The organism is Pseudomonas sp. SDO5532_S415 (genome assembly GCF_054071155.1).
Genome location: NZ_JBSVWS010000021.1, coordinates 35870 through 49633, shown reverse-complemented (window position 1 = coordinate 49633; position 13764 = coordinate 35870). Strand labels below are relative to the sequence as shown.

The 13764-nt window shown below is 59.9% G+C and carries 13 protein-coding genes; 10 read left to right on the top strand and 3 right to left on the bottom strand.

The features are described 5' to 3' along the window. Window positions 1-73 precede the first annotated feature (73 nt). Entirely contained in the window at window positions 74-1486 is a 1413-nt protein-coding gene (locus tag ACW9HW_RS08525) for an aminotransferase-like domain-containing protein (RefSeq protein WP_457399425.1), read from the bottom strand. 148 nt (window positions 1487-1634) lie between these two features. Between ACW9HW_RS08525 and ACW9HW_RS08520 the strand changes: the two genes are divergently transcribed. The 10 genes from ACW9HW_RS08520 (at window position 1635) to ACW9HW_RS08475 (ending at window position 10960) form a co-directional block, all read left to right on the top strand. Continuing rightward, window positions 1635-2735 (top strand): hypothetical protein, encoded by a 1101-nt coding sequence (locus ACW9HW_RS08520; RefSeq protein WP_457399423.1) that lies wholly within the window; start codon window positions 1635-1637, stop codon window positions 2733-2735. 40 nt (window positions 2736-2775) lie between these two features. After that, the gene (locus ACW9HW_RS08515; protein ID WP_095193823.1) at window positions 2776-4056 is read left to right on the top strand and encodes an ATP-grasp domain-containing protein; all 1281 of its coding nucleotides are present in this window, start codon (window positions 2776-2778) and stop codon (window positions 4054-4056) included. A 46-nt stretch (window positions 4057-4102) separates the two neighbouring features. Then, a complete protein-coding gene (locus ACW9HW_RS08510) occupies window positions 4103-4597 on the top strand; it encodes a RidA family protein (protein ID WP_457399421.1) in 495 nt (164 codons plus the stop codon). 82 nt (window positions 4598-4679) lie between these two features. Continuing rightward, entirely contained in the window at window positions 4680-5147 is a 468-nt protein-coding gene (locus tag ACW9HW_RS08505; protein ID WP_095193821.1) for a cupin domain-containing protein, read from the top strand. 265 nt (window positions 5148-5412) lie between these two features. Further along, the gene (gene yfcF, locus ACW9HW_RS08500; protein ID WP_095193820.1) at window positions 5413-6057 is read left to right on the top strand and encodes a glutathione transferase; all 645 of its coding nucleotides are present in this window, start codon (window positions 5413-5415) and stop codon (window positions 6055-6057) included. 30 nt (window positions 6058-6087) lie between these two features. Further along, window positions 6088-7440: a KamA family radical SAM protein gene (locus ACW9HW_RS08495; protein ID WP_457399419.1), complete on the top strand. Its 1353-nt coding sequence runs from the start codon at window positions 6088-6090 to the stop codon at window positions 7438-7440. Window positions 7441-7470: 30 nt separating this feature from the next. Further along, a complete protein-coding gene (locus tag ACW9HW_RS08490) occupies window positions 7471-8343 on the top strand; it encodes a branched-chain amino acid aminotransferase (protein ID WP_095193818.1) in 873 nt (290 codons plus the stop codon). 21 nt (window positions 8344-8364) lie between these two features. Then, window positions 8365-9123, top strand: coding sequence for a TauD/TfdA family dioxygenase (locus tag ACW9HW_RS08485; protein ID WP_095193817.1), 759 nt, complete (start codon window positions 8365-8367; stop codon window positions 9121-9123). A 63-nt stretch (window positions 9124-9186) separates the two neighbouring features. Beyond that, entirely contained in the window at window positions 9187-10146 is a 960-nt protein-coding gene (locus ACW9HW_RS08480; RefSeq protein ID WP_457399418.1) for a diiron oxygenase, read from the top strand. Between the two features lie 13 nt (window positions 10147-10159). Then, entirely contained in the window at window positions 10160-10960 is an 801-nt protein-coding gene (locus ACW9HW_RS08475; protein ID WP_457399416.1) for an N-acyl homoserine lactonase family protein, read from the top strand. Window positions 10961-11071: 111 nt separating this feature from the next. Here the strand turns inward: ACW9HW_RS08475 and ACW9HW_RS08470 are convergent, their stop codons facing one another. Next, window positions 11072-12502 (bottom strand): aminotransferase-like domain-containing protein, encoded by a 1431-nt coding sequence (locus ACW9HW_RS08470; protein ID WP_457399414.1) that lies wholly within the window; start codon window positions 12500-12502, stop codon window positions 11072-11074. 341 nt (window positions 12503-12843) lie between these two features. Then, entirely contained in the window at window positions 12844-13548 is a 705-nt protein-coding gene (locus tag ACW9HW_RS08465; protein ID WP_095193813.1) for a hypothetical protein, read from the bottom strand. Between the last annotated feature and the right edge of the window lie 216 nt (window positions 13549-13764).

Sequence of the window (13764 nt, the reverse complement as noted above, 5' to 3'; positions counted from 1 at the left end):
GACATGGATGCTGGATGTGGCGGCCCCTTCGCGAGCAGGCTCGCTCCCACAGGGTTATGTGGTGGTCAGTTACTTACTTGGATTCAAGCAATCGCAAGAACCGGTCGCGTACTTGGGTATTGTCGCTGTGGGCGACGTTGAAGCGCAGGAATCGGCTGGCGTCCGGCGCTTTGCTGAGCAGGGTGCCGGGGGCCAGTACCAGGTCGATGTCCAGGCCTTTCCTGGCCAGTGTTTCGGCATGAAAGCCTTCGGGCAATTGCGCCCAGATAAACAGCCCTTCGTGGGGCAGCGATGACACCGAGCAACCGGCTTCCATCAACCAGCCACTCACCCGGCTGCTCGACTCATAGAGCCTGTCCACCGTGCGCCGTGTATGTTTGGCGTAGCTGCCGTCGCTGAGCATCGCGCAGATGATCTGTTCCGCCAGCTCCGACGTCATGCCGCCGCAGGCCATTTTCAGGGTGATCATCCGTGCCGCCAGGGGTGGCGAAAGCACTGCAAAGCTGACGCGACTGTTAGCCGTCAGGGTCTTGGAGAAGCCTGATATGTAGCTGACATTGTCCAGCCCGCCCGCTGCCAGACGCGGCGTCTGCCGTTGCTGCAAGTCGCCATACAAATCGTCTTCGACGATGTGGAAACCATAGCGGTGACTCATTTCCAGCAAACGATAAACCTGTGCCTGCGAGAAGGAATGGCCGGTCGGGTTGTGCAGGGTGTTGTTGGTCATGTAGAGCACGGGACGACGGGCACTCACCAATTGCTCGAAGGCCTCCATGTCCATGCCGTCAGCACCACGGGCAATGGTGATGACCTTGGCACCATGCAGCGCCAGATTGGTGTGCATGGTGAAGTAGCATGGATCGTCGAGCAGCACCGTGTCGCCAGGTTTGACCAGCAGGCGCATCAACAGGTCGATGGCCTGTACGGTGTTGGCGGTGGTGACAATCTGCTCCACGGGCACTTCGATGCCCAGGGCCGACAGCTTGACCTGCAAGGCCTCACGCAACGGCAAGTAACCGGCGGCGACGCCGTATTCGCCCATTTGCAGAGAGGTGGCGCGCAGAGTGCCACGCACGGCTTTGAGCAGTTCTTCGGCCGGCAGCCACGAGGAGGGCAGGAAACCGGCGCCAGGGCGCAGTGCGCCAGTGTCCTGCAGCACCGCACGGCGGACCACGCTGAGGGTGTCTTGCGGTTGCAGGTCCGGACCGGCATCGGCCTTGAGCGTGGTGCTGGAGCGGTGCACGTAGTGCCCCGAGCCCTGGCGTGAAACCACCAGACCCTTGGCCCGCAAGCGGTCCAGCGCATCCACCACCGTGGACTTGCCCACGTTCATCAACTCGGAGAGTTCGCGAATCGGAGGCAACCGCGAACCGTGGGGCAGGCCGCCCTGGCTGATCGCCACCGACAACTGATCGACAATCTGCTGAACCAGCGGCACTCCCGGCTGGAACTCGATGGCGGCGATCACTGCGCGCTGAACCTGCATTTTACTGGTCTCTCCGGCAGTAAAGTTCGTTTGATTCTATACGAACTTGCTCTGATGAAAACAAGCGTCCCTCTCTACCATCACCTTACAGACTTTCCTGATTGTTCGCGCCGGGCGCCTGAACAATCGCTGGTTCCAGAGGTGTTGCATGAGTGTTCAAACAACGGCCGCCGTGGCCAAACCGGTGATCAACATTCGCCTGTTCATGATCCGGATCATCACCGCGGTGTCGCTGTTCGCGGTACTGGGCAAGGCCAACGTCTGGCTCGACACCGCGACCAACAGCATCCTGGCCCTCGGTTATCGAGCCTTGCTGTTGTTGCTGCCGCTGACGTTGCTGGTACTGGGCCGTCGCTCCTTGAGCGTCACCTTGACGTGCGCGGCCGCCGGCCTGGTGCTGCTGGCGGTCACCAGCAACCAGGGCGTGGTGATGTTCGCCGCGGCGCTGTTTGCCTATGGCATTGCGATTGCCGGCTACCTGATCAAGAGCGAAGCGGCGCAGACCAAGGAAGGTGCGGCGTATAACCGTGTCGCCATGAACATGGGCAGCCTGTTGGCCGGTTTGATCCTGCTCTCGCCACTGCTGACCCCGACCATGTTTTTCCTCGGCGCGGCGGCATTCGTCCTGCTGTGCCTGCCGATCGCCGCAGGCGCGACCTTTACCACCCAGCCGGTGGTGGCGAGCCCGGTCACCCACGATGGTAGCGGCTGGCGCAACAAACTGCCGTGGGCGATCGCCGGGATCATCATGGGCATCAAGTTGTTCGGGGTGTTCTCGATCCTGCCGCAAGCGATCCTGCTCAAGACCGGTGAACTGCCGGCGTGGTACGGCCTGATGCTGATCCTCAACAGCGCCGTGGTGGTGTTCGCCCAGGTGCCGGTGATGAAGCTGATCGAGCGCACCGGGCGCTTCAAGGTGGTGGCGGTGATCGGGATCATCGTCGGCGGCTTTGCGGTGTTGTCGTCACCGGCGGCGTTCCGTGTCGAAACCCTGGTCGGCGCGTTGATCTGGGTGGCATTGCTGTCCATCGCCGAATGCGCGTTCAGCTACCTCGATTACTTCTCGGTCAAGCAGAACAACATGTTCGTCAAGGAAGTGGCCCTGGGCGTCGGTGCCGGCCTTACGGTGCTGATCATGCGGGTGGTGCCGGCGCCGTACAACGCCCTGGTGCTGGCCGCCATCGGTGCCGGCGGGATCCTGGCCTGGTACTGGCTCAACCGTAAATCCAATGCGTCGTTGCACGACTGAGACAGCGCAGCGTCGGTTTTCTTTGCAGGTCGGGGGTTCTATGAATACGACATCATGCGTAGTAGTGGTCGGATACAACGGCAATCGGGTGCACGACATCCAGAAATTGCGCGACCTGTGCAAGTCGCTCTACAACGCCCGACTGATTCTGCTGGTCGAACAGATCCAGCCCCAGGACGAACAGGTGGCCGATCACGTCTGCAGCACATCGCTGGCCGAGAAGGACGTGGCAGCCTCACTTGAGCTGGTGGTCGGTTGCCTGAACGCCGACAGTTGGAAATTGATCGGCGTGCTGCCGTTTTCTGATCGCGGCGTGCTGCTCGGTGCGGCCCTGGCCAGCCATTTCGGCTTGCCCGGAATCACCCGGGCCGAGGCGCGGGCAGGGTTGGACAAGCAGATTTTCCGCCATCTCGAAGCAACGGCTGCAACGTCGCCAGAGGATTATCGCCCGGTGTTTTCCGAACGGGTCGAGAGCCTGCCGCAACTGCGCCAGCGTGTGGTTGAACTGGGCGGCAGGGCTTTCATCAAGCCGGCCTGCGAAGGCGCGAGCCGCGGCTGTCGCGTGATCCAGCACCCGTCGGAATGCGATGAGGCCTGGCAGGCGCTCAAACCGTATCGCGAGGGTGGCATCGTCCTTGAAGAACTGATTCAGGAAGCACGGGAGTACAGCTGGGACTGTGTGGCCGGGAGTACCTGGGTCACCGAAAAGACCACCACCGAAGGCGCCTATCGTGCCGAGATCCAGCAAGTGGTACCTGCACCGCTGCCGGCAGACGTGCATACCCGCCTGATGGCTGCCGGCCGGCATATGGCCGGTCTGGTGTCCGAGAACAATGGCGCGTGGCACAACGAAGTGTTCCACAGGGCTGACCAACTGACGTCGGCCGTGGAAACCAATATGCGTCCCGGCGGCATGCACATCTGGGACCTGGCCAAGCGTGCTTTTGTCGATTTCAACCCGTGGGAGCGTTGGGTGCGCTGGGCCGTGGAAGGCCAGATCGAACATCACGAACCGGTAGCGCGCGGCTATTGCGGCATTCGCCTGCTCAGGGCGCCGGCGGGCGGGATCTTGCGCTCGACGCCTGACATCGAAGCCGTGGCCAATGCGCTGCACATCGACCTGGTGGAAGCCACCTTCGCCAAGCGTGTTGGTGATTCAGTCAGTGCACTGGTGAAAGACAACTTCTCGTTCATCGGCCACATCGTGTTGTTCAACGAGCACTACGGTCAGCTCAGCAACGACCTGTTGCGCCTGGCCGAAGCCATTGAATCAAGAGTCGGGATCACGAGCCTGGCGCCGTCCGCCAGGGCCGTGGGCTAAGTAGCGATCGATGTTTTTTGCAGTATTGATCTAGAGGATTCGGACAATGATTGAACACATGACCTGTGATGAACGCTTCATCGCCCTGGCCAAGGAATTCGGTTATGACATCTACGGCGAGAACACCGCCGGCGGCCATTACGCACCGCTGATTCGCCATCACGATGAACTGTATATCAGCGGTCTGGTGCCGCGCATGAACGGCAAAATCCACTATCCCGGCCGGGTCGGGCTGGACCTCAACATGGCGGATGCGCAAGCGGCGGCCAGCATCAGTGCGATGCGCGGTCTGGCACTGATGGTCGATGCCATCGGTTCGCTGGATAAGATCAAGTCGTTGATTCGGGTCACGGTGTATGTGAAATCCACGGCGGACTTTGTCGACCTCAGTGAAGTGGCCAACGGGGCCTCGGATGTCTTCAGTCATGTGTTGGGCGACGCCGGGAAACATACTCGAACCACCATTGGTGTTTATCAGTTGCCGAAAAATGCCGCTGTTGAAGTTGATATGATCGCAGCGTTGCGGCCTTCGGCTATTTAAGTATTAGTGGCCTGGCTTTACAGTGGTTAATTGTTCGCCTAGTGTCTGGTGACTTAAGTCACCAGCCATATGGAATTCGTGGATGAATAATATTCAAGGTGGGTTTTTTCCCTATAAGGATTTTCGCCAGAGCTTAAAGCGCCCGCCTGGCAGTGCGCGGGTGTGGAAACAAGACGAACTTGTGGACATGCGTCAGAGTCTTGCAGCCAGCGAGGTCGATATTGTTGCGCTGGCCCACGACAACAGCCTCGAAGGTTGCAGGTTGATGCCAGGCATGGCGGTGTCCATGCAATGGTTGATACCCGGCTCGACGCTCACTGGCCATACCCATTCCTGGTGGCACCTGTTCATCATTCAGTCTGGCAGTGGCACGTTGACCCTGGGCGATGCCAATGCAGTGAGCGTCGGCCCTGGTGACGTGCTGCTGGTGCCGGCCTGGACCGAGCACGGCTTCGTCAACACCAGCGCCACCGAACCGCTGGTCATGCTTAACATGAGCAACATGCCGCAAATGGCGATGCTCTCCAACCTGGCGACCGCCACGGTCTGACTCTCCCCAAATTCCCCCACCCCTGTAGGAGCGAGCTCTGCTCGCGATGGTCGTTAACGATAACGCTGGGAGCCTGATACCCCGCGGCGTTCTCTGGTCCATCGCGAGCGAGCTCGCTCCTACAGGGAGGGGCAGGTTTTTCTGCCTCATCAACTTTCTGTATCCGTAGAAACAGATAATTTCTGTATCTGTTCAGCGTTTAAACACCTAACTACGATCGCTTCCAATGCAACGGATTAGTGTGATTAGTGCAAGGGAGCGTTCTATGGAAAGTACGAAACTGCAATTGTGTGTGGGTGCGGATTTTGTCAGTGCGTTTGCAATGTCCGCGTTTGTGGCGTTGAAAGAAAAACAACTTTCATTCGAATTGGTTACGGTAGATTTGAAGGCGAAGGAGAATTATAAAGCGACTTATCGTGATCTTTCCCTGACCAACAAAATTCCAACATTAGTTCATGAGGGTTTTGCGCTGTCGGAATCTTCCGCCATCGCCGAATACCTGGATGAGCTGTCACCTGGACATAAAAAACTGTTCCCTCAAGACATCAAGCAACGCGCCCGTGCCCGTCAGCTTCAGGCCTGGTTGCGCAGCGATCTGCTGGTGGTGCGCAAAGAACGCCCATTTGACCTGGTGTACTTCGGCAAGAAACACAACCCGCTTTCCGACGAAGCCCGTGCTGCGGTCGACCGCTTGTTCTTTGTGGCCGATCGCTTGCTGCAAGAGGGCGCCGAGCACCTGTTCGGTGACTGGAGCATTGCCGACACCGACCTGGCAATCATGCTCAACCGACTGGTCGCCAACGGTGATCCGGTACCTGCGCGGCTCGCGACCTACGTGCGCCGTCAATGGGACCGCGACAGTGTTCGGGCCTGGATGGACATAGAGCGCGTAGCGCCAGCCGTTCAGTAACCGCCGCCAGCCAACACCAGGAGCGCTGCCATGCAGGGAATGTCGGAGCTGGAAAGATACAAACCCTATAACTCACGCACCATCCGCGACACGCCGTACTGGCACAAGCTGACACCGGCCTTGCAGGAAGCAATGACCGTCGTCGCGCGGGTCATGCCGTTTCGCACCAACGAATACGTACTCGGTACGTTGGTCGACTGGAACAACATTCCGGACGATCCGGTTTTCCGCATGACCTTTCCCCACAAGGACATGTTGCTGCCGGACGAGTACGCATCGCTCAAGCAACTGATCGAACAGGACGATGCGGCGCCCATCAAGCGCCGGATCGAAGCGATCTGGCTACGGATGAACCCTCACCCGGCCGGGCAGTTGACCCATAACAACGCCATTCTCGACGGAAAAGTCCTGCCAGGCATTCAGCACAAGTACCGCGAGACCGTGCTGTTTTTCCCCGGTGCCGGTCAGACCTGTCATGCGTATTGCACCTTCTGTTTCCGCTGGGCACAGTTCATCGGTGAGGAAGAACTCAAGTTCAACGCACGGGAATCCCAGGAACTGGTGAGTTACTTGCGGGTGCACACGGAAGTCACCGATGTGCTGATCACCGGGGGCGATCCGCTGATCATGAACAGTCGTTCGCTGGCCGGATACATCGAGCCGCTGCTGGAACTGGCGCACCTGAAAAATATCCGCATCGGCACCAAGTCCGTGGCGTATTGGCCACAGCGATTTGTCAGCGACAAGGACGCGCCGGAGCTGCTCGAACTGTTTCGGCGGATCGTCGCGGCGGGGAAAAACCTGTCGATCATGGGGCACTACAACCACCCGGTGGAGATCCGCCAGGACATCGCCCGACAAGCCGTCGAACGCATTCGCTCCACCGGTGCCACCCTGCGCATGCAGGCACCGGTGATCCGCCACATCAATGAAAACCCCGCCGATTGGGCCGAGCTGTGGACCGAAGGCGTGAGGCTCGGGGCGGTGCCGTACTACATGTTCGTCGAGCGGGACACCGGCCCCAGCCATTACTTCGCAATGCCGCTGGCGCGGGCGTTCGAGATTTTCCAGGCGGCGTACCGCACGGTCTCCGGGCTGGCGCGCACGGTGCGCGGGCCATCGATGAGCACCTTCTACGGCAAGGTGTTGATCAACGGCATCGAGACCGTCGCCGGGGAAAAAGTCTTTGTGTTGCAGTTCCTCCAGGCCCGGGACCCGCAATGGGTATTGCGCACCTTTTATGCGCGCTTCGACCCGCAGGCGACCTGGTTCGACCAGTTGCGACCGGCCTTTGGCGAGCGAGGGTTTTTCTTTCAAACCGAGCCTGAGCTTTTGCTGGCACCTGCGCCGGAATTGATACCGGTGCTGCTGCAAACGGCGTAGGACGATTCTTGGAATTGGGGAGACAAGGACATGAGCGGTATCCCGTTTGATCAACGCGAAGGATGGATCTGGCTCGACGGCGAGTTCGTCGAGTGGTCCCAGGCGCGCCTGCATGTGCTGACCCATGGCTTGCATTATGCGAGCACAGTGTATGAAGGGGAGCGCGTGTACAACGGCAAGGTCTTCAAGCTGCGCGAACACACTGAGCGGTTGTATCGCTCGGCGCAGCTGATGGATTTTGCCATCCCGTTCGAGCCCGCCGAACTGGAAGCAGCGAGCCATGAAGTGCTGCAGCGCAACCAGGTGGTCGAGGGCTATTTGCGGCCGGTGGCGTGGCGCGGCAGCGAGATGATTTCCACCTCGGCACGTTTCAACCGCGTGCATGTGGCAATCGCCTGCTGGCAATGGCCGAGCTATTTCGACCCGGCGGCGCGCATGGCCGGCATTCGCTTGAAAACCGCTACGTGGCGGCGCCCGCCACCGAGCAGCAGCCCCTTCGAAGCCAAGGCGTCGGGGCATTATCAGATCGCCACACTGAGCAAGCACGATGCGGAAAACAACGGCTACCACGATGCCTTGATGCTCGACTGGCGCGGTCACGTCGCCGAGGCCACCAGCGCCAACGTGTTCTTCGTTAAAGGTCGGACTTTGTACACGCCGACGCCGGATTGTTTCCTCAACGGAATTACCCGGCAGACCGTCATCGAGCTGGCCAGGACCCTGGATTACCAGGTGATCGAAACCACGATTTTGCCTACGCAGCTGGGCGAGTTCGACGAGTGTTTTCTGACGGGCACCGCCGCCGAAATCACCCCTGTGCAAAGCATCGATGAACAGCCTTACCGACCGGGCACCGCGTGCCGCGAATTGATTGCCGCCTACACCTCAACCGTCAACGCCTGATAAACCGCCAGGAACCTCACCATGTCAGATCAAGGGATTGTTGCGTCCAAACCTTATGTTTCCCTGGGCCATCGCCATGAGGAATTGTCGAGCCGTGGCTGGACGGTGCTGACGCCGGGGGAGTTTTCCCACGACGTTTTAGGCACCCTGCACGAGTTCGGCCCGGTCATTCCGCAATTCAACGGGCAGACTGCCTTCGCCATCACCCGCAAGCCGGGCTATGAAGACCTGCCGTACTCCCAGAGCATGAACGGCATTGGCCCGCACACCGAGGCGCCGGTGTATGGCCCGCCGCCGCGTTACCTGGCGCTGCATTGCCATCATCAGGCGACTTGCGGTGGCGGCCACACGGGGCTGGTGGACGGTTACGCGTTCTTGCAGTCACTGGAGCGCAGCGACCCGCAACTGCGCGAATGGCTGGATGACACCCCCGTGGAGTTCGTTGCCACCGCCAAACCCGGCGAGCCCGCGCAAACCCGGGTCAAGGAGTACATCCTGACGCCCACCGAGGAGGGCGACATTTTCCGCTTCAGCTACAACCAGTTTCACTACGGCGATGTGAACCCGTCGAAGCAAGCCTTGCAGCAATCACAGGTCAACAACAACGACTCGCCGCTGGCCAGGTTTGCCGTACTCGGCGAAGCGTACTTCGTCGAGCACAACACCCCGGTGCTGATTCCCGACGACTGCATGCTGATCTGGGACAACTGGCGGATGATCCACGCCCGGAGTCGATACACTGACCCGGCGCGCCACCTGACCCGCTACTGGCTGGCCTGATTCTTACGTTTCCATTCCTTCGGCGTACCCCTCAGCGGGTACGCGTCCTACAGGTATCGCGTCATGCAAACAGCAATCGAGATCGCCAAGGTCGATCATCAACTGGTCGTGCGGCTCAATCAGGCCTGGACCCGGCGTGCCACGGTCTGCTCGCCGGACAAGATGTCGGCCGACGAGGTGTTCGACCCGGCGCGCCCGGACTACCCGGAGCGCATGGTGCCGTTCTTTCACCACCCCAAATTCCAGGCCTTGAGCGATGAACTCAAGAGCAGCGTGGTGACCTGGGGCTGGATCGGCTACAACCTGCGCACCGTGACCGCCGAAGAACACGTGGTGAATCCGGCGCTCAGCGTCATCGCCAATCAATACCTGGGCAAGGATGACTGGCATTTCCGCGAGGCCATGCAGCAAACCTTGATCGACGAGCATTACCACACGCTCATGCACCTGCGGGCCATCGAACGGACCAAACTGGAGCGTGCGCTCGATCAGGATCTGGACTTGCCGCCGTCAGTCACCTATCTGCGACTGCTGGCCTTGCGGGAAACGCTGGCCGAGCAATGGCAGAAAGACCTGGCGGCGATCACCTTCGCGGTGGTGGCCGAGATCAGCGTCAACGCTTATCTGGATCTGCTGGCGGACGACCAGAGTATCCAGCCGCAAAACCGTCGCGTCGCCGAGCTGCATAACCGTGACGAATATGCCCACAGCAAAGTGTTGGCTGAAGTGGCCAAGGTGATGTACGCCAACATGCAGCCGGCGCAGCGGGAATTTTTCGCACGCACCTTGTCGGTGGCACTGAGTGCCTTTGTCGCTCAGGACTACTCGATGTGGGAGGCGATTCTGATGCAGCTCGGGGTTGCGGACGCCGCACTGATCATTGCCGACACCCGCGAGAGCAACAAGAACGCGACGATCATGCGCGACTACAGCGGCCTGCATAAATTGGCGCAGGAGCTGGGTATCAGCGATCAGATCGACTTCGATTTTCGTCCGACCTTGAAAGCCACCGCGGCGGCCTGAACCAGGAGGTTCCATGTCCATTCCTGTGTACGAAGTATTCGCCATCCGTGTCGGCGCCAACGCCCAGCGCACCGCCCGGGAGAATTTTCTCTACGACGCCTGCTGCGGTGATCCCAATGCACCGATGCCGCTGGACTACTACTTCTGGGTGATCCGTAACGAGCAGCAGGTGATTGTGGTCGACACCTGTTTTCAGCCGGCCACGGCGGATCGGCGCAACCGTCAGATGTATCGCCTGCCGGAAGAATCCCTACGGCAACTGGACATCGATCCGGCGCAGGTCGAGCAACTGATCCTCACCCATTTGCACTGGGATCATGCCGGCAACCTGGGGCTGTTTCCGAAAGCCACGGTGCACCTGCAAGAAGCGGAGCTGCGCTTTTGCACCGGGCCGAAAATGGCCCATCGCACAGTGAACAAAACCTACGAAGTCGAGGACGTGATGTCGGCACTGCCGCCGCTGTTCGAAGGGCGCATGCGTTTGCACAATGGCACGGCCGAAGTGCTGCCCGGCATCACTGTGCATGCGGTGGGCGGTCATACACCCGGCAGCCAGGTGGTGCGGGTCAATACCGCACGCGGCTGGATCGTGCTGGCGTCGGATGCCGCGCACCTGTGGGTCAACATCCGTGAGCGCAGTCCGTTTCCGATTCTTGATGACCTGGCGCAAACCCTGGAGGCCTTCAGCGAAATCGACCGCCTGGCCGACAGCGCAGACCACGTCATCCCCGGCCACGACCCCCTGATCGCCGAGCGTTTTCCGCATTGGAATGATGATCCGCATATCATCTGCCTTCACCAATCCCCAACCTGACCACTTCCCCCTGTGGGAGCGAGCCTGCTCGCGAAGACGACAGCACATTCAACTTTCATGTGTCTGATACACCGCCTTCGCGAGCAGGCTCGCTCCCACATTAGGTTGGTGTCAGCCTTGGGTTTTGAGTAGTTGGCCGAGCGTTGCGAGCGCCTCATCAACCCGCGGCGAATACGGCGCCCCACACCCGATCCGCACAAAGTGACCAAAGCGCCCGGTATTGGAAAAGATATCCCCAGGGGAAATCAGGATGCCGACGTTCAGGGCCTCGTGAAACAACGTCATGGACGAATATTCCCGAGGCAACTCCACCCATAGCAACGTCCCGCCTTGGGGGGTGTTCACGCTCGTGCCCTCGGGAAAGTAGCGCAGGATTGCCGCGCTCATGTGCTGGCGCTGTTGCGCCAGGGTTCTCCTCAAGCGACGCAGGTAACGTTCGTAGGACGGTGTCCCCATGAACGCACTGACCGCCAGTTGTGACAAGGCTTCGCAACCACGGGACTGGGTGTGTTTGAGCATTTCCACGCGGTCGTGCCATTTCCCGGCGCTGATCCAGCCCAGACGCACGCCGGGTGCCAGGGTTTTGTTCAGCGATGCGCAATAGATCAGGTTGTCGCTGCGGTCCCAGTGCTTGAGCGTGGACAACGGTTGCTCGGTATCCACCAGGTCGCCGTAGGTGTCGTCTTCGATCAGCACGGTGTGGTGCTCGGCGCACAGTTGTACCAGCCGCGCCTTGTTGGCGTCGGGCATGATGCTGCCCAGCGGGTTGTGCAGGTTGGGAATGACGATCAGCGCCTTGATCCGTTCGGGGCCTTGCAGCAACTGTTCGAGCGCCAGCAGGTTGATCCCGCTGTGGGGCGTGGCCGGGACTTCCCGCACCTGCAGGTTGAGGCTTTCGAGAATCTGCAGCAAATCGTAGAAGGTCGGCGATTCCACGGCCACGGTATCCCCCGGGCAGGTCACCGCGCGCAACGCCAGGTTGATCGCTTCGGTCGCGCCGTTGGTGATCACGATGCGCTCGGCGGGGAGGTGGGTTTTGCTGGTCAGTGCCCGGCGGGCCAACGTATTGCGCAGCGCGATATGGCCGCAGGTCGAGCCCGTGGTGTCGAGCAGATGCGGGTCCTGGCGCAACGTCTTGAGCATGTTGTCCTGCAGCGTCTTGAGCGGATAAAGCTGCGGCGCGCAGTAGGCACTGGCCAGGTTGACCTTGATTGTCGCCCGCTGACTGGCCTTGAGCACCGATGACACTTGTTCGTGAATGCCCGCATAAGCCTCAGTATCCAGCGGCGGGGGCAGGGCGATGGGGATGGGTTTGCTCGGCGTGTCGGGCTGGCGAATGTAGTTGCCGGAGCGAGGCCGCGCTTCCAGCACGCCACAGTCTTCCAGTTCTCGACAGACTTGCACGGCAGTCGACAGGCTGACGGCGTGTTTCTCCATCATCAACCGGATCGAAGGAAAGCGCTCACCGGTTTTCAGGGTGCCGCTGCGGATGGCGTCCAGGTAATGGTTGGCCAGCTGACGGTATAAAGGCGTCGTGTTCATGATGACCTCAGCAGTCGCACCACTGAGGTCTCTGGCTGGAAAGTGAGGTTGACGCTCCACGACCTTCATCAGAGCAGGCGGACCCGTGGTGCTGAAGGGTTAAGGGAAGGGTGTTTCTGGCGTCGATACTGGAAGAGTAATCGCGGATTTGCCCGAATCACGGGCAATAAAAAGCCCCGCTTTGGGGCGGGGCTCTTAAATGAGCAAGTGAGGTACCTGTGGCGAGGGAGCTTGCTCCCGCTTGAGTGCGCAGCACTCACAAAAATCGATAATTGCAGTCAGATTTTGGGGCCGCTACGCAGCCCAGCGCGAGCAAGCTCGCTCGCCACAAAGCTTCACAGTTACTGCGCAGCGATGCTGTAGCCGTCGAACGCAGTCTGCTGTTGCAGGGCGGTGATGATGTTCTTGCGGTTGGCGGCTTGTTCGGCGCCGGTGTTGTCCAGGAAGGTCTCGCTTTCCAGCTCGGCTTCTTCGCCTTCACCGACGAAAGTGAAACCTAGGAATTCCAGGGCTTCGCGGTCAACGTTCAAACGTGAACGCGGCGTGCGCAGCGGCAGGGTGACGCTGATGCCGTCCTTGCTGATGGTGAACACTTCGGCTTCTTTCTTGGCCCGCGCAGCCTTGCTCTTGCCGCCGCTCGGATTGCTGATCGCCTGGTGCGTCTGGTTCAGCACCTTCAACGCCAGACCGTAGACGATTTCCTGAAACGCCGGGTCGTCCTTGAAGCTGGAGAGAATGCGGCTGATCGGGAACTTGCTGCTCAGGTCTTCCAGAGCGGCAATGTCAGCGGCTTCGGCATCCTTGAGTTGCTTGAGCTGGCCCATCAATTCATAGGCTTTGTCGTCGTCGAAGCTGTCGTGTGCCTGGCGGATCGCGGCGCGCAGCTCGCGGATCTGGTCGCTTTCGCGGCTGGACTGGAAAGCATCCAGGACCATCTCGCTGATGGTTTTTGCCTGGGGCACGTGTTGTGAAAGATTGATGGAGTTTTCGTATTCCGCTTTGGACGACAAGGTGACTACGGATTCAGCGGTGTTGGAATCGGACATTGAAATTTCACTACTTCTTTTAACTTGAATAGGGGCGAGAAAGCACGGGGGCTTTTTCAGGCCGACTAATCTATTGGACCGGGGCGGTGTTGTCACGAAGGAACAGGCAGGCGGGCAAATGGATGTTGAAGTTGCCGGCTCTTCGCGAGCAGGCTCGCTCCCACAGTTGATCCGGGATGCCACAAATATTTGCGTCCAACACATAACCTCTGGGGG